This is a genomic window from Bradyrhizobium sp. Tv2a-2, assembly GCF_000472425.1.
Lineage (GTDB): Bacteria > Pseudomonadota > Alphaproteobacteria > Rhizobiales > Xanthobacteraceae > Bradyrhizobium.
This window is the reverse complement of the sequence record NZ_AXAI01000026.1, coordinates 50518-74079: the sequence shown is the minus strand read 5'-3', so window position 1 is coordinate 74079 and position 23562 is coordinate 50518. Positions and strand designations below refer to the sequence as shown.

Annotated in this window: 20 protein-coding genes; 3 read left to right on the top strand and 17 right to left on the bottom strand. The window is 63.2% G+C overall.

Going from position 1 to position 23562, the window contains the following annotated elements:
- Window positions 1-27 precede the first annotated feature (27 nt).
- From A3AI_RS0135165 to A3AI_RS0135140, 6 genes are all read right to left on the bottom strand, one after another.
- Window positions 28-1011: an ABC transporter substrate-binding protein gene (locus A3AI_RS0135165; protein ID WP_198030303.1), complete on the bottom strand. Its 984-nt coding sequence runs from the start codon at window positions 1009-1011 to the stop codon at window positions 28-30.
- A 127-nt stretch (window positions 1012-1138) separates the two neighbouring features.
- On the bottom strand, window positions 1139-4231 hold the full coding sequence (locus tag A3AI_RS0135160) for a MexW/MexI family multidrug efflux RND transporter permease subunit (protein WP_024520033.1): 3093 nt from the start codon (window positions 4229-4231) through the stop codon (window positions 1139-1141).
- Between the two features lie 100 nt (window positions 4232-4331).
- Entirely contained in the window at window positions 4332-5525 is a 1194-nt protein-coding gene (locus tag A3AI_RS0135155; RefSeq protein ID WP_024520032.1) for an efflux RND transporter periplasmic adaptor subunit, read from the bottom strand.
- 1 nt (window position 5526) lies between these two features.
- Window positions 5527-6228, bottom strand: coding sequence for a TetR/AcrR family transcriptional regulator (locus tag A3AI_RS0135150; protein ID WP_024520031.1), 702 nt, complete (start codon window positions 6226-6228; stop codon window positions 5527-5529).
- 228 nt (window positions 6229-6456) lie between these two features.
- Window positions 6457-7047, bottom strand: coding sequence for a thiamine pyrophosphate-dependent enzyme (locus A3AI_RS0135145; protein WP_024520030.1), 591 nt, complete (start codon window positions 7045-7047; stop codon window positions 6457-6459).
- Entirely contained in the window at window positions 7044-7601 is a 558-nt protein-coding gene (locus tag A3AI_RS0135140; RefSeq protein WP_024520029.1) for a phosphonopyruvate decarboxylase, read from the bottom strand. Before A3AI_RS0135140 ends, A3AI_RS0135145 begins: the two co-directional genes overlap by 4 nt.
- A gap of 149 nt (window positions 7602-7750) precedes the next feature.
- On the opposite strand from A3AI_RS0135140, the gene A3AI_RS0135135 reads away from it, so the two are divergent.
- Window positions 7751-8971 (top strand): cytochrome P450, encoded by a 1221-nt coding sequence (locus A3AI_RS0135135; protein WP_024520028.1) that lies wholly within the window; start codon window positions 7751-7753, stop codon window positions 8969-8971.
- Window positions 8972-9145: 174 nt separating this feature from the next.
- Here A3AI_RS0135135 and A3AI_RS0135130 read toward each other — a convergent pair whose 3' ends face one another.
- The 10 genes from A3AI_RS0135130 to A3AI_RS0135085 form a co-directional block, all read right to left on the bottom strand.
- Window positions 9146-10273 carry an SAM-dependent methyltransferase gene (locus tag A3AI_RS0135130; protein ID WP_245287026.1) on the bottom strand — a complete coding sequence of 376 codons (1128 nt, stop codon included), beginning with the start codon at window positions 10271-10273 and terminating at the stop codon, window positions 9146-9148.
- A 562-nt stretch (window positions 10274-10835) separates the two neighbouring features.
- The gene (locus A3AI_RS0135125; RefSeq protein ID WP_024520026.1) at window positions 10836-11699 is read right to left on the bottom strand and encodes a sugar phosphate isomerase/epimerase family protein; all 864 of its coding nucleotides are present in this window, start codon (window positions 11697-11699) and stop codon (window positions 10836-10838) included.
- Entirely contained in the window at window positions 11699-12892 is a 1194-nt protein-coding gene (locus A3AI_RS0135120; protein WP_024520025.1) for a dihydrodipicolinate synthase family protein, read from the bottom strand. Before A3AI_RS0135120 ends, A3AI_RS0135125 begins: the two co-directional genes overlap by 1 nt.
- 20 nt (window positions 12893-12912) lie before the next feature.
- Window positions 12913-14064, bottom strand: a complete 1152-nt coding sequence (locus tag A3AI_RS0135115) for a Gfo/Idh/MocA family protein (protein ID WP_024520024.1) — start codon at window positions 14062-14064, stop codon at window positions 12913-12915.
- Window positions 14061-15464 (bottom strand): enolase-like domain-containing protein, encoded by a 1404-nt coding sequence (locus A3AI_RS0135110; RefSeq protein WP_024520023.1) that lies wholly within the window; start codon window positions 15462-15464, stop codon window positions 14061-14063. The genes A3AI_RS0135115 and A3AI_RS0135110 overlap by 4 nt, the downstream gene beginning before the upstream one ends.
- 17 nt (window positions 15465-15481) lie before the next feature.
- On the bottom strand, window positions 15482-16327 hold the full coding sequence (locus tag A3AI_RS0135105) for an ABC transporter ATP-binding protein (RefSeq protein ID WP_024520022.1): 846 nt from the start codon (window positions 16325-16327) through the stop codon (window positions 15482-15484).
- 13 nt (window positions 16328-16340) lie between these two features.
- Complete coding sequence (locus A3AI_RS0135100; RefSeq protein ID WP_024520021.1) at window positions 16341-17339, bottom strand: ABC transporter substrate-binding protein; 999 nt, start codon at window positions 17337-17339, stop codon at window positions 16341-16343.
- 55 nt (window positions 17340-17394) lie between these two features.
- Window positions 17395-18204, bottom strand: coding sequence for an ABC transporter permease (locus A3AI_RS0135095; RefSeq protein WP_024520020.1), 810 nt, complete (start codon window positions 18202-18204; stop codon window positions 17395-17397).
- 286 nt (window positions 18205-18490) lie between these two features.
- Window positions 18491-19198, bottom strand: a complete 708-nt coding sequence (locus A3AI_RS0135090; RefSeq protein WP_245287025.1) for a TetR/AcrR family transcriptional regulator — start codon at window positions 19196-19198, stop codon at window positions 18491-18493.
- Between the two features lie 63 nt (window positions 19199-19261).
- Window positions 19262-20110 carry a VOC family protein gene (locus tag A3AI_RS0135085; RefSeq protein WP_024520018.1) on the bottom strand — a complete coding sequence of 283 codons (849 nt, stop codon included), beginning with the start codon at window positions 20108-20110 and terminating at the stop codon, window positions 19262-19264.
- Between the two features lie 222 nt (window positions 20111-20332).
- Here A3AI_RS0135085 and A3AI_RS0135080 point away from each other — a divergent pair, with 222 nt between their 5' ends.
- Window positions 20333-21226: a sugar kinase gene (locus tag A3AI_RS0135080; RefSeq protein WP_024520017.1), complete on the top strand. Its 894-nt coding sequence runs from the start codon at window positions 20333-20335 to the stop codon at window positions 21224-21226.
- A gap of 15 nt (window positions 21227-21241) precedes the next feature.
- Window positions 21242-22171 carry a ribokinase gene (rbsK, locus tag A3AI_RS0135075; RefSeq protein ID WP_024520016.1) on the top strand — a complete coding sequence of 310 codons (930 nt, stop codon included), beginning with the start codon at window positions 21242-21244 and terminating at the stop codon, window positions 22169-22171.
- A gap of 11 nt (window positions 22172-22182) precedes the next feature.
- Here the strand turns inward: rbsK and A3AI_RS0135070 are convergent, their stop codons facing one another.
- Window positions 22183-23418 carry an NAD(P)/FAD-dependent oxidoreductase gene (locus A3AI_RS0135070; protein WP_024520015.1) on the bottom strand — a complete coding sequence of 412 codons (1236 nt, stop codon included), beginning with the start codon at window positions 23416-23418 and terminating at the stop codon, window positions 22183-22185.
- Between the last annotated feature and the right edge of the window lie 144 nt (window positions 23419-23562).

Here is a 23562-nt window from a genome sequence, read left to right as displayed (position 1 = left end):
GCTTGTCTCTTGCCGCAGCGCGGTAAGTTATTCGATCACCTCGTCCGCCAGGGCCGACAGCGTCGGCGGGATGTCCAGGCCCATGGCCTTGGCGGTGTTCAGGTTGAGGACCAGCGGATAGCGGGTCGGCTGCTCGAAGGGTAGATCGCCAGGATTTGCCCCCCTGAATATCCGGTCGACCAGATCGGCGGCCCGCTCGAAGGATTCCCTCACATCGGGGCCATACGACATCAGCCCGCCATCGCGGGCCAGGAAATCATATTCGTAGACAGCCGGCAGCTTCCTCTGGGCGGCGAATTCGAACACCCGCTTGCGGTTCAGATTGGTCAGGGCGTCGGCGACCATCAGGATGGCATCCGGCCGCTCGCCATCCATCACCGTGAAGGCCTCGTTGAAATCGTCAGGCTCGCTCACCCCGAGCGCCAGCACTGTGACGCCCAGCGCTCGGGCGGCCTTGGCCGAGGCCTCGTAGCGCAATGTCATGCCGAGGTCGTCCTTGTTCCAGAGCATCGCCACTCTTTTCAAGCCGGGCGACAATTGCGTCAGTAACGACAGCCGTTTTGCCGAGAGCTCGGCCGCGGCATCGGAGATGCCTGTGATGTTGCCGCCGGGATGCGCGAGAGACTGGATCAACCCGGTCGCGACGGGATCACCGAGGCCGAGCGCAGCGACCGTCGGGACGCCCAATGATTTGGCCGCCAGGGCCGTCGGATAGCCGACGATGACGAGAGCATCGGCCCCACCCGCCTTCAGGTCCTGCAGCAGTGCCGGAATCTTGCCGGCGTCTCCCGCTGCACCGCGGGCCTCCATCGTCAGGTTCTGGCCAAGGCTGTAGCCGCGCTCGGTGAGCGTCGAGATCAGGAATTTACCAAACGGCGTGGTCTCGGTCATCGCAGAGACTGGATGGAGCGTGCCAAGCCGATAGGTCTTGCCCGACTGCTGCGCCCGCACCATCCCTGCCCCGGCGAGCATGGCCGTTCCGAGACCAGTCAGGAAATTCCGTCGCTTCATCACTGCATCCTGTTCGGGCCCAGCCGGATGGGGCAGCGCCGGGGACGAGGATAGCACGGGACAGGTCCCAGAACGAAACGGGCGGCCCACCTGGGGCCACCCGCAGCGTGAGCTGAATTTGAGGTGATCAGGTCGGCTTGAGCTGCCCGCCCAGATCGATTTCGGCGATCGCCTTGTTGCGCTCGGAGGTCGCTTCGGCGCGGTGGTCGGTGGCGATTGCCACATAGACCGCCGGCAGCACGAACAGCGTGAACAGCGTGCCGATGGACATGCCGGCGACCACGACAAGACCGATCGAGAAGCGGCTGGCGGCGCCTGCGCCGGTCGCCATCAGCAGCGGCAACAGGCCCGTGACCATCGCCGCCGTAGTCATCAGGATCGGACGGAGCCGGACGCGCGCGGCCATCTCGATCGCCGAGCGGCGGTCGAGCCCTTCCTTGAGCTGCAGCTCGTTGGCGAACTCCACCATCAGGATGCCGTGCTTGCTGATCAGGCCGACCAGGGTCAGCAGCCCGACCTGCGTGTAGATGTTCATCGTCGCCATGCCGAAGAACAGCGGGATCAAGGCGCCGACGATCGCCATCGGCACGCTGATCATGATGACCAGCGGGTCGCGGAGGCTTTCGAACTGCGCCGCCAGCACCAGGAAGATAATGATCACCGCGAACACGAAGGTGATCAGGAGCTGATTGCCCTCCTGCACGTACTGCCGGGAGTCGGCGAGATAGTCGTGGCTGAAGCCCTGCGGCAGCTTCTTTGCCTCGCCCTCCAGGAAGTCCACCGCCTGGCCGACCGTGACGCCCGGCATCGGCACCGCCTGGAAGGTGGCGGAGTTGAGCTGGTTATAGTGGGTCAGCGCGTTCGGATCGGTCGCGGTCTCGATCGAGACGACCGTCGACAGCGGCAGCTGCGAGCCGGTCGCAGTCGTCACGTAATAGCCGCCGAGTGCTTCCGGCGTCAGGCGATTTTGACGCGGCACCTGCGGGATCACCTGGTAGGAGCGCCCCTCGAGGTTGAAGCGGTTGACATAGTTACCGCCCAGCAGGGTCGCGAGCGCAGCGCCGACATTCTGCATGTTGACGCCGAGGTCCTGGGCCTTGGAGCGATCGATCTTGATCCGCACCACCGGCTGGTTGAACTCGAGGTCGGAGTCGCTGACGATGAACAGGCCGCTCTTGCGCGCGGCATCTTTCAGCTTCAGCATCTGCTCATAGACAGACTGGAAGCCCTGGGTCGAGTTGATCACCATCTGGACCGGCAGGCCGCCCGGTCCGCCCGGCAGCGGCGGCAGGTTGAAGGCGAATGCATTGACGCCCTCGATCTTTGACAGTTCGCCCTGCACCAGCGGCTTCAACGCGATAGAGGAGCGCTTGCGCTCGTCCCACGGCTTGAGCAGCATGCCGGCGATGCCGCCCTGCGGACCGTTGATGCCGTTGAGCACAAAGCGCAGGTCGGTCTCGGGGAACTTCTTGAACGCATTGTCGAGCTTGTCGCCGTAGAAATCGAGGTAATCGATATTGGCGTATTTTGGCGCCTTGGTCACCGCAAACACGATGCCCTGGTCCTCCTCGGGCGCGAGCTCCTTGGAGGTGTGCAGATAGAGGAAACCGACCAAGCCCAGGATCGTGAGCGCGAACAGGCCGGTAATCGGGCGATAGTCGAGCGAGCGGTCCAGCCTGCGCCCGTACCAGCGCGTCATGGCGCCGAACACGCGGTTCACGAGCTTTGCGAAGCGCCCCTCTTCGGCGCTCTTCAGGAACACCGAGCACATCATCGGCGACAGCGTCAGCGCGATCACGCCGGACACGATCACCGAGCCCGCCAGCGTGAAGGCGAATTCGCGGAACAGCGAACCGGTGAGGCCGCCGAGGAAGCCGATCGGCGCGTACACGGCGGCCAGCGTGATGGTCATGGAGATGACCGGGCCGACGATTTCGCGCGCGCCTTTGAGCGCGGCCTGCACCGGCGGCAAGCCTTCCTCGAGATGGCGATGGATGTTCTCCACCACGACGATGGCGTCGTCGACAACGAGGCCGATCGCGAGCACCATGGCAAGCAGCGTCAGGAGATTGAAAGAGAAGCCCAGGGCCAGCATCATGCTGCAAACGCCGATCAGCGACAGCGGAATGGTGACGACCGGAATCACCACCGAGCGCAGCGAGGCCAGGAACAGGAAGATCACCACCACGACGATGATGACGGCCTCTCCAAGCGTCTTCTCCACCTCGTCGATCGACGACTGAATGAACTTGGTGGAGTCGTAGGCCACTTTCATCTTCAGCGACGGTGGAAGGTTGCGCTCGAGCTCCGGGAACAATGCGCGCACACCCTTGACGATGTTGAGCGGATTGCCCTGCGGCGTTGCCTGCACACCGATGAAGATCGCATGCTCGCCGTTGAAGGCGACGCTGGCGTCGGTGCTCTGCGCGGCAAGCTCGACGGTCGCGATGTCCTCCATACGCACGAAGCCGCCGCCCTTGGCCTTGACGATCATGCGCTTGAACTGGTCGACGTTCTGCAGATCGGTATTGGCCGTGACGTTGGAGACCATGAAATAGCCCTTGGCCTGGCCCGCCGCCGCCTGGAAGTTGTTGGCCGCGATTGCGGCCGACACGTCCGCGGGCGACACGCCGCGCCCCGCCATCTTCACGGGATCAAGCCAGAGCCGCATCGCAAAGGTCTGACCACCCAGGATATCGGCCGACGCCACGCCGTCGACAGTCGACAGCACCGGCTGCACCACGCGCGTCAGATAATCCGAGATCGCGCTGCCAGTCAGGTTCTCGCTGGAGAAGCCGAGATACATCACCGCCGTGGTCTGGCCGGTGGTCTTGGTGACGACCGGGTCGTTAGACTCTTTCGGGATGAGGTATTTCACCGAGTTGACCTTGGCGAGCACCTCGGTGAGCGCCTGGTTCGGGTCGAAATTGAGTTTGATGTAGACCTGGATCGTGGAGGTGCCGAGCACCGAGGACGAGGTGATGTAGTCGACGCCCTCGGCGGAGGCGACCGCCTGCTCGATCGGGGTGGTGATGAAGCCCTGAATCAGATCGGCGGATGCGCCGGGATAGGAGGTCGTCACGTTGACGACGGTGTTCGACAGTTTCGGATATTGCCGGATCGGCAGCACCGTGGCCGCGCGGAGGCCGATCAGAAGGATCAGCAAGCTGACCACGACCGACAGCACCGGACGCTTGATGAAGATATCGGTTAAAGCCATCGCAGCGGTCTCATGTTCCTGAGTTCGGCCGTGACCCGCGCACGGGTCATGCCAATGGTCTTGTCAGTTTCGAGCGTTCGTAGCGTCAGTAACGCGGCACTTAATACCGGGGTACTTGGGTCGGGATCGGCGGCGGCGAATCGGTCGAGATTGCGACCGCGGCACCCGATTGCAGCTTGTTCTGACCGACCGCGACAACCCGGTCACCCGCCTTCAGACCTTTGAGGATCTCGGCACGGCCGTCGACCCTATTGCCCGTCTGCACGAAGGTTCGCACCGCCGTCAGGCTGGTCTTACCGTCGTCCGACTTCTTCTCGGTGATGAGGAAGACGGAATCGCCATAGAGGGTGTAGTCCACCGCGGTCTCCGCGACCGTGACGACCGGTGGCTTGTCCGGCAACACCACGGTGGTGGAGACGAACATGCCCGGCTTCAGGAGCTCATCGGGGTTGGCGATGGTGGCCTGCACACGGAGGTTGCGCGTGTCGGTCGCGACCTGCGGCTCAATAGTCGTGATCTTGCCCTCGAACATCCTGCCCGGATAGGCGTCGACGCCCAGCCGCACGGTCTGGCCGACCTTGAGCTGGCCCGAGTCCTTTTCCGGCACGGTGAAGTTGGCATAGAGCTCAGACAGGTCGGTCAGCGACACGATGGCTGTGCCCGCGGTCAGGTATTGCCCGACCTCGACATGACGGACGCCGAGCTCGCCGGCGAACGGCGCCCGCACGAGCTTCTGCGAGATGAGGGCCTCCGTCTTGGCAATGCCGGCCAGCGCCTGATCATAGGCCGCCTGCGCCTGGTCCACGGTCGCCTGCGGGCCGAACTGGCGCGCGGCAAGCTGCTTGGCGCGGTCGAGCGAAAGCTGCGCAACGGTCGCCTGCGCCTTGTAATTGGCGAGATCGCCCTGTTCAGGTGCATCGAACAGCTGCACCAGCGCCGTATCCTGTGCAACATGGGCACCCGGCGAGAACAGGATCTGGGTCACGCGGCCAGAAACATCGGTCGTGACGTTGACCTGGTGCACGGCGACAAGCTCGCCGACCGCGGTCAGAAGGTTGGGCACCACTTCGGACCTCGCCTCGACTACGCTGACGTTCATGGGCGGCGGCTTATTGTTGGCGAAAAACTGCGCGATCATCTGGCCGCGGAAATAATTGAACCAGACGAGGCCGCCCACCAGCGCTGCCAGCAGTCCTCCCACAATGAAGAACCACAGCACCATGCGCACCGGCCGCTTGCGTGTCGGCTCGGCGATGGGCTTGCCCGCTATTCTGGGTTCGGTCGCGATATTCATGTTATGCACTTTCTGCAATCGCCGATTGTGCCACGGCGGGCGTCAACTGGCGGTCCAAATGAGAAGCAATAACGGCCTCGGTAAGTCCAATTCCACGCAACAGGAACTCGCAGAGCTGGCGATCCAGACTGGCGGCGTCGCCGTAGGAGAGGCAATGTATGGCGGGAAGCCTTGTCATTGCCGCAGACATCACGGCGTGATGGGCGAACCAGAACAGATTGAGCGGCTCGCTGCCGATGCGCGTCGCCTCGCCCGCGGCAATTGCACGCTCCAGCGAAGCGACGAAGGTGTTGCCTATCAGTTTTTCGATCTTGGCATAGAGCAGGCGTGCGAACTCGCCGTCATCGAGATGGCTTGTGACCATCAACCGCATCCGCTGCGCTTCCTCCTCGTCCGGTCCGTCCGAGATTTCGAGGAAGTACCGGACCATGCCCTTGATCAGCTCGACCAACGTCGCCGTCGACGGCTCCCTGCCGAGCAGATCCGCAAGCTCCGGATCGGCCTCGCACTCTTCGGCCAGGATCTCGGCATAGAGCGCAGCCTTGGACGGGAAGTGCTTGAACAGCAGAGCTTCCGAAATGGCGGCAGCTGCCGCCACGCTCTTGGTCGTGGTGCCGGCAAAGCCATGGCGGGCGAAGCAGCGCTTGGCGGCGCCCAGGATCAACTGGCGCCGCAGATCGCTGGTCATGCGGAGGGTGCTCATCTCGTGAGTAAGCACTCACCTACGACCAAAGTCAAGATTTTCGCTGCGGCGCAAGTCGCTTCTGGCGTGTCGAATGATCCTTCGGGATGTCTGGCGCGCGCCAAGCTATTGATCGAGCGTCAGCTTTCTAAAGCACGATGAGATTTGGATGAATCGTCATCGCGCTTTAGGTCTTTGATTGAGCATGATCTTTTCGGAAAACCGCTACACACTTTTCCGGATCATGCTTTAGATCGGCGCGAACCCCAGGTCGCTGCGCAGACGCGTCAGTACGAACATACCATCTCGCGTCGGCAGCACGCGCTCGAGACTTGCGGCATCGATCTTCACGCTAGCAAAGCGCGGACCAGTTGCGACGTCCTGCATCGACACCGCAAATGCCTCCACTTCCGCCATGGTCGAGATGGCGCGGCTGTCCACTATCCCGCACGCCTTGGCCACGCCAACTAGATCGGCAGCGGAGGCGGTGTGGCTCGTTTGTCCTCCGGTCTCGCCGTAGCATTCGTTGTCGAGCACCATGATCGAGAGGTTCGCAGGCTTCTGCAGACCGATGGTTGCGAGGCTGCCCATGCCCATCAGCATCTCGCCGTCCCCGGTGATGACCACCACCGGCAGCTTCGGTTGCGCCAGCGCAAGTCCAAGCCCCATCATCGCGGCCCCACCCATGCCGCCCCACAAATAGAAATTGCGGGCGTGGTCGCCGGCGGCGGTGATGTCGTTGGTAGACGCGCCAAGCCCACCGATCGCGATCGCCTCTTTTCGGTTCACGAGCAGCGCTTTGACGACGTCACGGCGGTCGAGGAGATTGGGCTTGCTCATTTGACGAACACCTTGGCGCCGATCAGCCGCTGCGACAGCAACACCGCCGTCGGCGTGAGCGCGTTGTAAGCCTGTCCGGCGGCGGCTTCGACCACCTCGCGCACCTCCTGCGCATGCGACGCGCGCAGCACCCTGATGCCTGAAAGTTCGAGCACGCTTTGTGTGCTCGCGCCCATCGGCACCTGCCAGGGATTGAACTCGCCCCACTCGCCGCGCATGGTCACCAGCGTCAGGAAAGGGAAGCGAAAGATTTGCGTCAGCGACAGCATGTTGATGCAATTGCCCACCCCGCTCGATTGCATCAACAGCGCCCCACGCTGACCGCCGGCCCAGGCGCCGACCATCAGCGCCACGCCTTCCTCTTCCGTCGTCAACGGGATGCCGCGCATGGTCGAGCAGGCGAGCACACGTTCGATCAGCCGCGAATGGCCGGCATCCGGCACATAAGGCACCTGGCGGACATCGAAACTCTGCAGGATCGCGAAGATTTCGTCGGGCCAGGCCGCAGTGGTCGTCGAGGCAGTGTCGGTCGGTGCATCAGCGCGGACGTGCATTTTCTGACCCGGTCGGCTAGCAATGTGTCATGGACTTTAAGGTGCATGGCGCTTGGCGTCCAAGCGCAAAAACGGCATATGGCTCTGCGATAATCTCCGACAACGAGAAAGCGGCAAGAGAACGAGAGCGCGGCAAGAGAGAGCATGGGATGGATGAAAATGCACGCGAACTGGCGGCCAGCTTCGATCTGGAGAAGCTGACGCCGGAATTTTATATCAATCCCTACCCGACTTATCGTGCACTGCGGGAGAACGAGCCGGTCAGGCGCATGCCGAACGGCTCCTATTTCCTGACGCGGTATGACGACCTCGTTGCTGCTTACAAGAACACCAAGGCGTTCTCCTCCGACAAGAAGAAGGAGTTCGCGCCGAAATACGGCAACTCCCTGCTCTACGAGCATCACACGACGAGCCTGGTCTTCAACGATCCGCCGGCGCACACCCGCGTGCGGCGGCTGATCATGGGCGCGCTGTCGCCGCGCGCGATCGCGGAAATGGAACCGGCACTGATCGCGCTGGTCGACCGGCTCCTGGATGCGATCGAAGCCAAGGGCAATTTCGAGCTGGTTGGGGACTTCGCGTCCGCGATTCCGGTCGAGGTGATCGGCAATTTGCTCGACGTGCCGCATGACGAGCGCGAGTCGCTGCGCGACTGGTCGCTGGCGATCCTGGGCGCGCTGGAGCCGGTGATCTCGCCCGAGGCCTTTGCGCGTGGCAACAAGGCGGTTGCGGATTTCCTCGCCTATCTGGAAACACTGGTTGAGCGCCGCCGCGCCACGCCCGGCAATCCGGAGCGCGACGTGCTGACGCGGCTGATCCAGGGCGAAGCCAATGGCGAGCGCCTCGATGAGAAGGAGCTGCTGCACAATTGCATCTTCCTGCTCAATGCGGGCCACGAGACCACCAGCAACCTGATCGGCAACGGTCTCGTGGCGCTGCGCAACCATCCGGCGCAGAAGCAGCGGTTGCTGGAGACGCCCGAGCTCATCAAGTCCGCGATCGAGGAGATGCTGCGCTATGAAAGCTCCAACCAGCTCGGCAACCGCATGACCACCGAACGCATCGAGCTTGGCGGCGTCATGATGGCAGCCGGCACGCCGATCACGCTCTGCATCGGCGCAGCCAACCGCGATCCCGCGCAATTCCTTGATCCCGAGGCTTTTGACATCGCGCGCACGCCCAACCGGCATCTCGCCTTCGCCACCGGCGCGCACCAATGCGCCGGCATGGCGCTGGCGCGGCTGGAGGGGGCGATCGCGATCTCTCGATTTCTGGCGCGCTTTCCGAACTACGCGCTCCACGGCGAGCCCGTGCGCGGCGGCCGGGTGCGGTTTCGTGGATTCTTGAGCGTGCCTTGTGTGACGCGATGATCCCGTTGTCGTCCCGGCCAAGCGAAGCGCGTACCGGGACCCATAACCCGAAGCGGTCGTTTTGGCGGCCGCGCTTCGATCAATCTTTTCCAAACGACAGATTCCGCAGTACGGGCCCCGCTCGACGCTCACTTCGTTCGCTTGGTCGGGACGACGAAGAGGATTCGCTTCGTTCTATATGGCCCTTAAAATTGGCCCCTCATTTCGCTCGGCCTCGAACATGTAGTCGCGCGTGACGGGAACTGCTGCATGCTGCTTCGCTAACTGCATTTGGAAGACGATCAGGTTCAGGTGACGGAACCCGACCTCGCACATCGCCGAATACGCCTCCCACATGCGGCAGAATCGCTCGCCGTACAGCGCACGCGCTTCGTCGAGATGCGCCATGAACCGCTGTCGCCAATGCCGAAGGGTCTCAGCATAGTGAAGCCGTAGGATTTCGACGTCTGTAACGATCAGGCCGGCCCGCTCTGCGGCAGCGAAGACCTCTGACAGCGATGGCAAGTATGCCCCGGGAAAGATGTATTTTTCGATGAACGGGTTGATCGGCCCTGGCATCCCGCGGCTGGCGACCGAGTGCACTAGAGCCACGCCGTCTGGTTTCAGCAGACTACCGATCTTGTCGAAATATCTCACATAGTTTCGGCGGCCGACGTGCTCGAGCATGCCCACCGTTACGACCCGATCGTAACGTCCTGTCTCATGTCGATAGTCGCGCAATTCGAAATGGACTCGCGTCGCAAGTTCTGCCTGTTTAGCGCGATCGCGGCTCATTGTCAGCTGCTCGGTGCTGAGAGTGATCCCGGTGACGTCAGCGCCAGCGTGGCGTGCGATGTAGAGAGCGAGGCCTCCCCAGCCAGAGCCTATGTCGAGAACTTTCATTCCAGGCCGTTCCAGCAGCAGCTTAGCCATAATGTGCCGGACCTTATTGACCTGGGCGGCCTCCAGCGCATCACCATGCGAACGAAAGTAGGCGCAGGAATATTGCCGGTCGCAATCAAGGAACAGATCATAGAGCCGGGAGGATAGATCGTAATGGAGCTTGACGTTCTTCCGCGACATCGCCATCGAACCGGCCCCCCTTAGCCAGTCGATGACGCCCGCAGCAGCTGCTAGTAGCGGATTCTGACCTACGTCCGTGTGTAGGCTGCTCCGGCCAGCATTGCGGCCCAGGACCTCGAAAAAATCATAAAACGTACCTTCCTCGATCGTAAGTGTGCCGTCCATATAGGCCTTCGCGATCGACATGCCCGGATTGAAAGCCAACGAATAGTGCAGCCATCTTGAGTTCAGGCGAACCACCGCGGCTGGCCGTCCTGGCTCTCCAAAGGTATGGACGCGACCCGCTGCGTCCACGACACGCAAGCTGCCGACCCGGATGAATGACCGAAAAAGTTTCAAGACTCCCCCTTTATCAGGCCGATGACGCCGGTGATCCGCTGAAGGGACAGGCCGATCTCCGTCTTCCAACATCACACTGCAATCGGACAGGACACGTCGGACTGCTGTTGAATCCGAGAGGAAGGCAACCGGAATCACGATAGCCGCGACTTGCTTGGAGATGGGCTGGCTCAACTCGTAGCAATGCCCCACGCGAGAAGATATCTACAACGTATTCCGCGTTTCTTGCGCTTGCATTTCAGTAGCGTAGGAGAGTCGTTACGGTTGTAGTCGAGACTCTGTTCGCTTCTCTTTGCGGATCTTCGAGCCCTGCATGGGAAGGCCATCACGGCGTGGCGCATCCAGCTAGGGCGAAGCCAACGCGGGACTCTAATTTATGATGGGCGCGGAAAACCGCTTCGTCCTCAGTCGCACTCCCAGAACGGCTGCTTTCCGGCCACGACCAGAAAGAGCCGGATCTGCCTCACACCACAGTCCGGTGCCGCTCGATGCAGGTGCGCAGGACGTCGTCCATCGGCTTCTCCCACCAGTCGTCGGAGAATATCTCGATCTCGGAATAGCCGGCATAGCCTTGCGCCTCGACCGCGCCACGGACCGCGCGGATATCGATGACGCCGTCGCCCATCATGCCGCGGTCGTTGAGAATGTCCCTGGTCGGCACCAGCCAGTCGCAGACGTGGAACGCGAGCAGGCGATCGCGGCCGGCGCGCGCGATCTGCCCCGCTAAGTCCGGGTCCCACCAGATGTGATAGACGTCGAGCGCGACGCCGAGCGCGCCGGTTCGCTCCGGATCAAGCCGGTCGCAGATGTCGAGCGCCTGTTTGGTCGTGTTCACACAGGCGCGGTCGGCTGCATAGGCCGGATGCAGGGGCTCGATCGCCAGCGGCAACTTCGCCTGTCTTGCATAATCGAGCATCTCGGCGAGAGCATCGTCGACCTGCGCACGTGCGGCCACGATGTCCTTCGACACAGCACTGCCCGGCCGAGAATATTGCGGCAGGCCGCCGGCCACCAGCACGATGCAGGACGCGCCGAGCGCCTTGGCTTCGTCGACGCAGCGGCGATTGTCGTCGCGCACCTCGGTGCGCCGTGCGGCGTCGGAGGTGAACATGCCGCCACGGCAATAGCCCGACAGCTCGAGTCCCGCATCGCGCACCGCACGCACGGCGCGATCCAGTCCGACCGCTGCGACCTGATCGCGCCAGGGATCGATGGCGCGAATGTCATGACGCCCGCAGCCCTCGATGATAGCGACAAGGTCGCCTTGTTTGCGGACGGTCGCCGTGTTGAGCGACAGCCAGCGGTGATCGGCAGAGAAGTCGCGCATCACGCCTCGATCCCGCGAAGCGTCAGCACCGCTTTCATGCGTTGCGTCGCAAGTTCCGGGTTGGCCAACAGACCGGCCTTGTCGGCGAGGCGAAACAGCTCCGCCAGATGCAGGGTCGAACGCGCGCTCTCCTGGCCGCCGACCATCGTGAAATGATCCTGGTGGCCGTTGAGATAGGCCATGAACACCACGCCGGTCTTGTAGAAGCGCGTCGGCGCCTTGAAGATGTGGCGCGACAGCGGCACCGTCGGCCCCAGCACGTCATGGAAGCCGGCCTCGTCGCCGGCGGCGAGCCGCGACAGCGCATAGGATGCGGCGGGCGCGATTGCATCGAAGATGCCGAGCAGCGCGTGCGAAAAGCCCTGCCCGTCGCCGGCGATCAGCTCCGCGTAGTTGAAATCGTCGCCGGTGTACATCTTGACCCGCTTGTCGAGCCGGCGGCGCATGTCGATCTCGCGTTGCTTGTCGAGCAGCGATACCTTCACGCCATCGACCTTGGCCGCATTGCCGTTGATGATGGCGACCGCGGTATCCATCGCCTTGTCGAGATCGGCCGTCCCCCAATAGCCGTTCAGGGCCGGATCGAACATGTCGCCGAGCCAGTGAATGATCACGGGCTCGCGGACCTGCGACAGCACGCGGTCATAGACCTTGGCATAATCCTCTGGGTTGCGGCCGAGCTTTGCCAGCGCGCGCGAGGCCATCAGAATGATGCGGCCGCCCACTTTTTCAACGGCCGCGATCTGCTCCTCATAGGCACGGATCACGTCATCGAGGCTTTTCGCATCTTCCACCGCGAGGTGATCGGTACCCGCGCCGGAAAACATCAGCGCGTTGCCCCGCGCCTTGGCGGCGCGCACCGAGCGCGTGATCAATTCCAGCGAGGTCGGCCAGTCCAGCCCCATGCCACGCTGCGCCGTGTCCATGGCTTCGGCTACGCCCAGACCCAAGTCCCAGACATGCTCACGGAAGGCAATGGTCTTGTCCCAGTCGACCGCGGCCGATAGCCACGGATCGACATCGGCCAGCGGGTTCGCAACCGTATGCGCCGCAGAAAATGCGACGCGGTTGAGCGTGCCCTCGAGCTTGGCGGGAAAGCTCCGCGACGCTGCCAGGCGATAGGTCTCGATGGAGCCATCGGCCTTCGGCAGCCTCAATGACAGCGACGATATCGGCAGCACCGGCTTGTTCATGGCTCTGCTCCCCTTACCTGCTACAGCCTGATCGGCGCGACTTCGACGAAGCGGCGTTCCTTCCAGCTCTGCAGCGCGCATTCGGCGAGTTGCACGCCCTTGGCGCCCTCCAACAGGGTGTATTTGTAAGGCGCGTCCTCGCAGACATGGCGGATGAACATCTCCCACTGCTCCTTGAAGCCGTTATCGTAGACGGCATTGTCCGGCATCTTCTGCCAATCGGCATAGAAGTCATGCAGGCGTTTCTCGTCCGGATTCCACACCGGCCGTGGCGTCGCCTGGCGCGCCTGGATCATGCAGTCGGTTAGTCCGGCAACCGCCGAGCCCAGCGTGCCGTCGACCTGGAACGTCACGAGGTCGTCGCGATAGACCCGCGTCACCCAGGACATGTTGATGTGCGCGATGACGCCGCCCTTCAGCAGGAAGGTCGCGTAAGCCGAGTCATCGGCGGTCGCCTTGTACTTCTTGCCGGCTTCGTCGTAGCGCTCGGGAATATCGGTGTTGCCGATGCAGCTCACGCTCTCCACCTCACCGAACAGATTATCGAGCACGTAGCGCCAGTGGCAGACCATGTCGAGGATGATGCCGCCGCCGTCCTCGGCGCGGTAATTCCAGGACGGCCGCTGCGCCTCCTGCCAGCCGCCTTCGAACACCCAATAGCCGAACTCGCCGCGCACCGAGAGCATGCGGCCGAAGAAGCCGGAGTCGCGCAGGAAGGCGAGCTTCTTCAATCCCGGCAGGAACAGCTTGTCCTGCACCGTGCCGTGCTTGAGGCCCTTGGCGTTGGCGAGCCTGACCACGGCAAGTGCTTCCTCGAAGGAGGTCGCGATCGGCTTCTCGCAGTAGACATGCTTGCCGGCCTTGATCGCCTGGGTCAGCAGGCCGGGGCGCGCCTGTGTGGTCGCGGCATCGAAGAACACGCTGTCGTTCTTGTCGGCCAGTGCCTTGTCGAGATCGGTGGTCCAGCGCTCGATCTTGAACTGCTTTGCCAGCCGCTCCACCTTGTCGGCATTGCGGCCGACCAGGATCGGATCGGGCATCACGCGATCGCCATTCGCAAGCCTGACGCCGCCCTGGTCGCGGATCGCGACGATGGAGCGGATCAGATGCTGGTTCAGCCCCATGCGGCCGGTCACGCCGTTCATGATCAGGCCGAGGCGTCTTGTCGTCATATCGTTTGCTCCTGCGGGGTCGTTGGCTTTGCGCAACTCAGCGGCGTCAGCGCCTGCCAGTCCGGATGAACCGATGTCGCAAAGCCTTTTGCGGTCAGCGATTCCGTCAGGAGATCGCCGTCGTGAATGGCGAGGCGGATCTTGCCGCCTTCGTTTTGATAGAGATCTGGATGCGCGGTGAGGAATGCTTCCGCCTCCTCACGCGGGGTCTCGGCGAAGCCGCCGACATAGTGATGGCCGTTGCGCTCGGCATGGGTGATGCCGATCAGCGCGCCGAGCGCGAGGTCCTGCTGCACGGCGAGCCCCGCCTGACAGGTGAGGTCCTCGCCAGAGACGAAGAATTTTTGGCCGTCGCGGCTCCATTTCACGGCACGCACCGCGTTGATGATCGACTTGTAGAGGCCCTTGCAGGATTTGGAGGAGATGCCGCGATAGCCGAGCGCCCGCGCCGCCGGAAACGCGTCATAGGAATCATCGGCCTCGTCGATGATGAAATCACGGATGGCGAGAGCCTCAAGCGGCGCCTGACGCGTGATATCTCGCGGCATCGGCTGTTCGAGATAAAGCAGCTTTCTCGCGATCGGCCGCAGCGCGGCGTCGCGATCCAGCCGCGCGGTCAGCTCGCTAAGTGCTCTCAGGTCGGCATATTGCTCGTTCGCGTCGAGGGTGACCTTGTAGTCATAAGGCAGCCGCGCAAGTTCCTCGCCGATTGCGACCAGCCGCGCCGCGTCGCTGTCCGGGTTGCCGCCGAGCTTGAGCTTGAAGTAGCGCGCCCCGGAATTTTCGCGAGCATCGGCGACGCCGCCCTCGCCTTCGATCACATCGTCCAGGCCAACGGTGTGACGCACCGCGACCCGCTGCAGCCGACGGCGACCCGCGAGGAACCAGGCGATATCCTCAGCCGATAAATCCTGCGACAGCCGCGCGTCGATGCCGGCGATATTTTCCGCCATGCCGTCGAAGACATTGAGACCGCTCGCGCGCAACAGCGCATCCAGGATCGCCTTGTCGATCTCGGCCGGGCCGAAACCCGCTGCGAGCGGCGGGATGTCCTCCCTCGCGCAGGCCTCATATTGGGCCTTGATGCAGGCCGCATGCAGCGCAAAGGCCGTCCGCATGCCGGATTGGCCGAGATAGAGTTCGCGCGCGATCGTCAGCGACCGCCTGAGCTCATCGGCCGTGGCCTCGGGCGTCAATTGCGCCCGCTTGTCGAACCATTTCGGCGCCAACAATTCGGCGCTGGCGCCGACCGCGCGGCCCTTGCCTTCGACCTCGATCTCGACCCGCACGAAAGCCTGCGACGCCTCGCTCATCGTCGCGACGCCAAAGCGGAACGGCCGCGCGAAAGGCACGGGGCGTTCGAACAGGGCGAGATCGCGTAACGCGAGATGAAGCGGCATGGTCATTGTCCGGCGCGCTAGTCGAGCGCGCCTTGCGTGAAGAAGTGTTTGCGGATGCGCTGCACGAGTTCGGTGAAGATCGGATCGGCCATCACGTCGAGCGAGCGCGGCCGCGGCAGCGGCACGTCATAGATAGCGGCGATCGCGCCGGGTCGCTCGGTCATGACCAGCACGCGGTCGGCGAGGAACACGGCCTCGGGGATCGAATGGGTAATCAGAAGCACCGTCTTGCCGGTCTCGCGCTGGATGCGGCTCAGTTCCACATTCATCCGCTCGCGCGTCATCGCATCCAGTGCGCCGAACGGCTCGTCCATCAGCATGATCTTGGGGTCATGCACCAGCGCGCGGCAGATCGAGGCCCGCTGCTGCATGCCGCCGGAAAGCTGCCAGGGCAGCTTCTTCTCAAACCCCTCGAGCCCGACCAGCTTCAGGAGCTGTTGCGCACGCGCGAGATATTTCGCGCGCGGCAGCCGCTTCATGTCGATCGGCAGCATGACGTTGGAGAGGATGGAGCGCCAGGGCAGCAGCAGCGCGTTCTGGAACACGATGCCGACATTGCCATGCGGCTTGGTCACCTGCTCGCCCTCGACCAGGATCTCGCCGGTCGAGGGCGGCAACAGGCCCGAGATCATTTTCAGGAGCGTGGACTTGCCGCAGCCGGAGGGGCCGACCACGACGAAGAACTCACCCTGATTGATGTGGAAGTCGAGCGGCTGCAGCGACGGCACGTCGCCATCGCGGGAGCGATAGGTCTTTGACACGCCCTTGAGCTTGATGCCGGGCTTGCCGGTATCGGTACGATCGCTCACCAGGCGCAAATGGGCGCCCGGTTGATCGGCAGTCACTTTCGTCACGGGTTGCATTCGGGAAATCCCGTCAGGAGTCGCCTTTGGGCAGGTAATCATTGGTGTAGAACGCCTTCGGGTTCTCCTTGGCCTTGGCGTCAAGCCCGCCATACTCGACCATGAGGTTGACCGAGTCGGTCATGTTCTGGTCGGTGACCTGGAACGGCCGCTTGGTCTTCGTCTCCGGCGTGCGGTAGAGCGGGATGGTCAACTCAAACCCCTGGGTCAGCGTGTCGATCTTGCCGCCCTTCGGGTTGGCATCGAGGATGGACTGGGCAGCGGCCTTGGGGTCCTTCTCGGCAGCTTCGACTGCCTTGGTTGTCGCCGACATGAAACGTTTGACGAGATCGGGGTGCGACTTGACGTAGTCGGTGTTGGCGATCAGGCCCGAGGAGACCATGTTGATACCATAGTCGGCGAACTTGATCGGATAGACGTCCTTGCCCGTCGCATCCTTGATCTTCATGGACTGATCCATGACATAGCCGAGCAAGAGATCGGCCTGGCCGTTGATCACGGCATTGAGCTTGGTCTGGCCGTCGCCGGCGACAGTATTGAAGTCACTTTCCTTCAGGCCGGTCTTCTTCAGGAACAGCGGCCAGATCTGGGTCATGGAATCGGCCGGCGTGATCGCGACCGTCTTGCCCTTGATATCCTCGGGCTTCCTGATGTTCTTGTCCGCAAAGCCCATCACCGACATCGGACTGGTCTGCAGCAGCACGCCGGTTGCCAGGACCGGTGCACCCTTCACCGCTGCGCGCATCATGGTGGGCACGTCGACATAGCCGAAATCGGCAGTCTTGGCGGCCACGGCTTGCGTGGTCGCGGCCGAGCCGCGGCCTTCCTGGATCTCGAGGTCGATCCCTTCGGCGGCATAGATGCCCTTGGCCTTGCCGTAATAGAATGGTGCGTGCTCACCATAGACGTACCAGTTGAGCATCAGCACGACCTTGTCCGCGGCCACTGCCGGCGCGGTCGAAAGGCCCACAATGCTTGCGGCCATAGCGGCCGCGGCCATCCATTTCTTCATTTACCGTCCTCCCATGCGTATTGATTGAGCCCGTGCGGGCCGTGTTGTTGATGCTTCACGAGGCGAAGACGATCTCTTCGCGCCGGCTGACGTGCCAGGGGATCACCAGCCGCTCGATGCGGTCAACGATCCAGAACAGGATGACGCCGAGCAGCGCCAGGATCACCAGCGCCGCGAACATCGTCGGCAGGTCGAAGGTGCCGATCGAGCGCTGCATGACATAACCAAGGCCGGAATTTGACCCGACGAACTCGCCGACCACGGCGCCGACCACGGCAAGCGTCACCGAGACCTTCAGTCCTGAAAAGATTGCGGGCATCGCATGCGGCAGGTTGACGGCGCAGAACACCTGGAACCGGCTACCCTGCATGGCGCGCGCGAGATCGATCATGTCGAGATCGACCGACTTGAAGCCCTGCACAGCAGAGACGACGACGGGGAAGAATCCGAGCAGGAACGCGGCGATCACTTTGGGAATGATACCGAAGCCGAACCAGACCACGAACAGTGGCGCGATCGCGACCTTCGGCACCGACTGCGAGAACACCAGCAGCGGATAGATGTAGCTCTCGATCGTGCGGGAGCCCGCGATCAGCATGGCCACGGGAATGCCGAAGGCGGCCGACAGGAGGAAGCCAAGGATGGTCGCATAGGTGGTCGGCCACGCCTGGCGCAGCAGCTCCGGCCAGTCGTTGAATAACACGGCGACCACATCGGCGGGCGCAGGGATCTGGTAGGCGGGAATCTTGAAGATGCGGATCGCGAAATCCCAGGCCACCACGATGAAGATCAGGAACAGGAACGGCCGCACCCAGGCTGCATTCAGCGCCTTGGTCACCATGCTCTCGACCTTCGCCTCCGCCACGCGTCACACTCCCGGCTTGTCGTTTCTTCGTTGCGGACGCGAAATTAACCCGTTGGATAAATACTTGTCAAACCTGGCTGTCCCCCTGCAGATACAGAGCCCCATGCCGCATTGTCGCATCGGCTAAGGTTCCAGGGCGGAGGAGGACGGATCGATACGCGGGGAACTCGACACGTCACTGCGTTCTCGCGACGGAATTTGCCCGAGCTTTGCCAGTTGAGCTGCGGCAAAAGCACCTTCCGGTGTCACCGCTCACGGCTTTTGCCGATATCACAGGAGGTCGGATTCAAACCGTCTGCGCGAGCTGCACACGCCTCTTCGCCGGCTTGGTCCGCCCGAAGATGGCGGAGGATTTTCCGGTGAGAGCGGCGAGCACGAGGCCGACCATGTGGTCGAGCCGCTCGTCCTTCGCATCCTGGGACAACAGGTCGCGGCCGAAGATCACGCTCAGGGTGGCGCTATTGGAGAGATAAAAGAAGGCGAGCGCGGCGATGGAAATGTAGAGCTGGACGGGATCGACCGCGACCTGAAAATCGCCGCTCGCCACGCCACGGTTCACCACGGTGCGGATCATCTCGACAAAGGGCGAGTGCATCGACTTGACCTTGGTCGAGCGCTTCAGATGTTTTGCGCGCGCAAGGTTCTCGGTGTTGAGCAGCGCCAGGAATTCCGGGTTGCGCAGGAAATAATTCCAGGTGAACTCGATCAGGCGCCCGATCGCCTCCGGCGGGTCGAGATGCTCGAGATCGAGCTCGCGCTCCTCGGCGCGGATCTTTTCATAGGCGCCTTCGAGGACCGCGAGATACAGGTCCTCCTTGTTGCCGACATGATAGTAAAGCATGCGCTTGTTGGCGTCGGCATTGGCGGCGATGCGGTCGACGCGGGCGCCGGCCAGCCCGTGATTGGCGAACTCCTGCTTGGCGGCCTCGAGGATGCGAAGCCGCATGCCCTCGGGGTCGCGCTGCCATCTCAAACTTCGCTTTGCCTTTGCCAAAACAGTCGCCCACGTTGGTCGGTCGTCGGATGTAGCATGCCCGCGCGGCTTGAGGCCAGAGAGCTACGCAGCCTCCCGTGCCGTCCGCTCCAGGAACAGCGTGTGGATGCCGCAGGTGCCGGAGCGCACGCTCATCACCCGCGTGCCCGGCTTGCGGCCGGTGCGCACCTCGGAGACATCGATGCCGGAAGCGACCAGCCGCGCCCGCACCGCCTCGATATCAGCGACGCGCCAGCTCAGGCCCCAGAGCTTGTCGTGCAGCCGGTCCCCTGTCGCGCCCGGCCGTCGCACCACCTCGACGATGAGATCGCCGCAGCGGAAGAACATCAGCTGTCCCCAGTCCTGGTGGGTGCGGTCGAGCGCCATGTCGAGGCCGAGCCGCGCCCCATAGAGCGCCGCGGCCCGCTCGGGGTCTTCCGTCGAGACCACGACATGGTCGAGCCCGAGCACCGGCGTCGTCGCCTTCGCGGCCGAGCGCGGACGCTCCCGGTCTAGCTCGAGAAAGAACATCCGCACGCCGCGGGTAAGATCAGTCGCCGCACGGGTGCGCTTCCAATGCAGCACGGCACCGCTGGCCGAATCGCTACTCTCGACCGCTGCGATCGGCTCTGGCTGGAGCGCGACGCGGTCGAGCCGCCGATGCATTTTGGCGAGATCGCGCGTTCCGAAGCACAGACTGGCGAGCCCCTCGCCGGAGGCCTTGATCACCTCGCGGATGCGATCGGCGGGCACGCTGAAACCATGCGGCGCCATCAGCTCCAGGCTCATGTTGTCGAGCGTGAACAGCACCCGATCAGCGCCATCATCGCTGTTCTGCCAGGACGGCGCGCGGCCGAGCAACGTCTCGTAGGCCGCAGTGCCGGCCTTGATGTCCTCGACCACGACCACGATGTGATCAAGCCCTGTGATCATCTGCGATGCCTCCCCTGATCGCCTCGGAACCTCAACCCGGGCGCAACGTTGTGGAGCCATCCGGGCGCCCGACGATGCCCCGGGGACGGGTCCCAACTCAAGCCTCTCTTGGCTCAAGCGTGCCGGGAAGCATATTTTGCGAATAATTTCAGCGATTATCCGCGTTAACCGGTGCTAATCTGGCTGCGCCGGCCGGGACCACTCGAGCCAAGACGGATAGCTATGCAGGCCCTCTTCATCGGACAGACCTATATCGACGTAACCTTCATCACCGACCATCTGCCGACCGGGGACGAAAAGCATGTGGCCGACGCCTATGCGGTCTCCTTCGGCGGCAACGCGGTGACCGCAGCATTCTGTTGCGCCAAGCTTGGCATTGTGCCGGACCTGATCGCGACCGTCGCCAATGACTGGCTCGGGCGCATGTTCCAGGACATGAGCGCGAAATACGCAATCTCGGTTCACCCGCGGAAAGTGAACTCGTCCTCGCTGTCCTTCATCATGCCCAAGGACGGCAAGCGCGCCATCGTGCGCTGCCGCGATGACGCCCATATCCATCCGTTCCCGCTGCTCAATCTCGGCGGCTGCCGCGCGCTGCATGTCGACGGCCATCAGCCGGATGCTGCGATCCACTACGCAAAACTCTGCCGCGAGGACGGCATCTTGACCTCGCTCGACGGCGGCGGCCTGCGCACCAACACCCATGAGCTGCTGCAGTTCATCGATGTCGCCATCGTCGCCGAGCGGCTGTGCGAGCAGATGGACCTGACGCCGGACAAGATGATCGAGTACCTGAAGAGCCGCGGCTGCCGGATCGGCGGCATCACCATGGGCGAGAAGGGCCTGCTCTGGTACGACGAGACCGGCGCGGTGCACTCGATGCCCGCGCTGCCCATTCCGCGCGAGCGGGTGATCGACACCAACGGCGCTGGCGACGTCTATCACGGCGCCTACATCTATTCGTACTTGGCCAATCCCAGCAAAAGCTGGCACGAGCATTTCGATTTCGCCCGCGCCGCCTCGACCTACAAGATCCAGCGGCTCGGCAACGAGGCCGGCCTGCCGGCGCTTGCCGACATCGAAAAAGTCCGGCAAGAATTCGAGGTCAACGTCTAACTCTTAGGTCGAGCCATGGGGCGCGTCTTCGTCGCCGGCAGCATCAACATGGATGTGGTGGCGACGGCGGAGCGCCATCCACAGGTCGGCGAGACCGTCGCGGGGAGAGAGGTGCTGTATTTCCCCGGCGGCAAGGGCGCCAACCAGGCGGTCGCAGCCGCCAAGCTCGGCGCGAGCACGGCGCTGATCGGGCGACTCGGCACCGATTCATTCGCGACGGAGCTGCGGGCCTTTCTCGATGGCGAGGGCGTCGATCTTAGTCTCGTTACGGACACCGCCGATGCACATACGGGAACGGCGATCATCACACTCGCCAATGCTGACAACACCATTGTTGTCATTCCGGGCGCGAATGGTCTGGTGAGCCCTGAAGACGTGACGCAGCCCGCCTTGGCGAAAGGCGACGTCGCGGTCAGCCAGTTCGAAATTCCCCTGCCCGCGATCAAAGCGTTCTTCGAAAGGGCCCGCGCGGCCGGCGCGCTCACGATCCTCAACCCGGCACCGGCGCGGGCTTGCGACAAGGAGCTGCTCGATCTCGTCGACATCCTTGTGCTCAACGAAACCGAGCTCGGCTTGCTTGCGAACACCAGGCTTCGTGAGAACGACGACATCGCCCGTGTCGCCGCTGCGGCTAAGGCTCTTGATGCAGGTCGGGCCAAGGTCATTTGCGTGACGCTCGGCAGCCGTGGCGTGCTCGCGCTGGCGGGCGACGAGCATCATTTCGTTGCCGGCCGCAAGGTGAAGGCAGTCGACACCACTGGCGCTGGCGATTGCTTCGTAGGCGCGCTGGCCGCCCAGTTCGCAAGCGGGGCCACGCTGCACGACGCCCTGATCTACGCGAACGCGGCCGCGTCGATCTGCGTGCAACGGATGGGCGCGGCGCCGTCGATGCCGGAGCCCGACGAGGTGAGCGAAGCTCTCCGTTCGGAGGGCCAGATCCACTAGGATGGGTAGAACTACGCCAGCGCCTTCTTCAGATCGAACCCGTGATCTGCCGCCTGCTCGGGCGTGATCGAGCGGTCCATTCCGAGCAGCCGGCGGCCGAACATGTGATCGCCGGCGCGGTTGATCGACTCGATGCCGAGCAGCCGGTCGCCATGATAGCAGAAGGCGGAGAACGACTTCTGCGCGGGATCGCCACGCATCACCACGCGGTCGTAACCGGTGGTGAGGCCCGCGATCTGCAGCTTGTCGTCGCCCTGATCACTCCAGAACCACGGCTGGCCATCGTAAGGCTTGTCGTCGCCGGTCAGACGCGCCGCCACGCAACGCGCATGGTCGGTGGCGTTCTGCACCGACTCCAGCCGCAGCGAGCCGCCGAAGCGCGGGGATGCAAACAGCGCGCAGTCGCCGATCGCCGAGATGTCGGGATCGGCAGTCAGGAGATGCTCGTCGACGATGATGCCGGAGGCGACCGGAAGCCCTGCTTCCGCCGCAAGCTCGACGTTGGGCAGCACGCCGACGCCGACCACGACAAGATCCGCTGGCAAATGCCGGCCGTCGCTGAGGCTGACGCCGGTCACCTTGCCGTTTGATGCTTCGATGCCGGTCGCCATCACTCCGAGATGGATGCGGATGCCGCTGGCGCGATGCCGCTCCTGGAAATATTCTGAGACCTCCGCGGTCACCGCGCGCGCCATCACGCGGTTTGCGAGCTCGAGCACGTCGACCTCCAGCCCCTTGATCCGGGCGGTCGCGGCAAACTCGAGCCCGATGAAACCCGCGCCGATGACAATCACACGGCTGTGCGAACCGATGCAGGCGCGCAGCGCCTCGCTCTCGTCGAGGATGCGCAGATATTTCACGTCGGGCAGGTTGGCGTTGGGCAAATCGATGAGACGGTTGCGGGCCCCAGTGGCGAGCACCAGATGGCCATAGTCGAGCGCGCGGCCGGAGGCCAGTTTCAGCTTGCGCGCGGCACGATCGATCGCCACCACGCGGTCGGAGACCAGCTCGATCTTCTGATCCGCGTAGAATTTCTCCGGCCTGAAGAACAGACTCTCGGGCCCTGCGGAACCCTTGATGTAGGCCTTGGACAAAGGCGGCCGCTGATAGGGCAGATGCGCCTCGTCATTGATGATGACGACGGGCTCGGCAAGGCCGTGCTGGCGCAGGGAGGCCGCGACCTGAAAGCCCGCATGCCCGGCGCCGACGATCAGAACGGGTCCTTTCACCACAGAGCCTTGCGTCATCGGGACAGCCCAATTGTAACGGTACGGGAGTTACCCATGTCGTTTCCTCATCTTGATTTTGGCTGGCTACCCTCGCCCGACAGAGCGGCGCTCGTGTCCGTCCCGACCGAAGGGGTGCCCCCATTTGGCCTGATAATTCGGACG

What these genes read in the sequence shown, in the direction of transcription:
- A3AI_RS0135105 (WP_024520022.1), bottom strand. Translation starts at nt 16,327, where the DNA reads ATGCAACCCGTGACGAAAGTGACTGCCGATCAACCGGGCGCCCATTTG.
- A3AI_RS0135165 (WP_198030303.1), bottom strand. Translation starts at nt 1,011, where the DNA reads ATGAAGCGACGGAATTTCCTGACTGGTCTCGGAACGGCCATGCTCGCC.
- A3AI_RS0135110 (WP_024520023.1), bottom strand. Translation starts at nt 15,464, where the DNA reads ATGCCGCTTCATCTCGCGTTACGCGATCTCGCCCTGTTCGAACGCCCC.
- A3AI_RS0135135 (WP_024520028.1), top strand. Translation starts at nt 7,751, where the DNA reads ATGGATGAAAATGCACGCGAACTGGCGGCCAGCTTCGATCTGGAGAAG.
- A3AI_RS0135115 (WP_024520024.1), bottom strand. Translation starts at nt 14,064, where the DNA reads ATGACGACAAGACGCCTCGGCCTGATCATGAACGGCGTGACCGGCCGC.
- A3AI_RS0135155 (WP_024520032.1), bottom strand. Translation starts at nt 5,525, where the DNA reads ATGAATATCGCGACCGAACCCAGAATAGCGGGCAAGCCCATCGCCGAG.
- A3AI_RS0135145 (WP_024520030.1), bottom strand. Translation starts at nt 7,047, where the DNA reads ATGAGCAAGCCCAATCTCCTCGACCGCCGTGACGTCGTCAAAGCGCTG.
- A3AI_RS0135125 (WP_024520026.1), bottom strand. Translation starts at nt 11,699, where the DNA reads ATGCGCGACTTCTCTGCCGATCACCGCTGGCTGTCGCTCAACACGGCG.
- A3AI_RS0135140 (WP_024520029.1), bottom strand. Translation starts at nt 7,601, where the DNA reads ATGCACGTCCGCGCTGATGCACCGACCGACACTGCCTCGACGACCACT.
- A3AI_RS0135150 (WP_024520031.1), bottom strand. Translation starts at nt 6,228, where the DNA reads ATGAGCACCCTCCGCATGACCAGCGATCTGCGGCGCCAGTTGATCCTG.
- A3AI_RS0135070 (WP_024520015.1), bottom strand. Translation starts at nt 23,418, where the DNA reads ATGACGCAAGGCTCTGTGGTGAAAGGACCCGTTCTGATCGTCGGCGCC.
- A3AI_RS0135160 (WP_024520033.1), bottom strand. Translation starts at nt 4,231, where the DNA reads ATGGCTTTAACCGATATCTTCATCAAGCGTCCGGTGCTGTCGGTCGTG.
- rbsK (WP_024520016.1), top strand. Translation starts at nt 21,242, where the DNA reads ATGGGGCGCGTCTTCGTCGCCGGCAGCATCAACATGGATGTGGTGGCG.
- A3AI_RS0135085 (WP_024520018.1), bottom strand. Translation starts at nt 20,110, where the DNA reads ATGATCACAGGGCTTGATCACATCGTGGTCGTGGTCGAGGACATCAAG.
- A3AI_RS0135080 (WP_024520017.1), top strand. Translation starts at nt 20,333, where the DNA reads ATGCAGGCCCTCTTCATCGGACAGACCTATATCGACGTAACCTTCATC.
- A3AI_RS0135120 (WP_024520025.1), bottom strand. Translation starts at nt 12,892, where the DNA reads ATGAACAAGCCGGTGCTGCCGATATCGTCGCTGTCATTGAGGCTGCCG.
- A3AI_RS0135100 (WP_024520021.1), bottom strand. Translation starts at nt 17,339, where the DNA reads ATGAAGAAATGGATGGCCGCGGCCGCTATGGCCGCAAGCATTGTGGGC.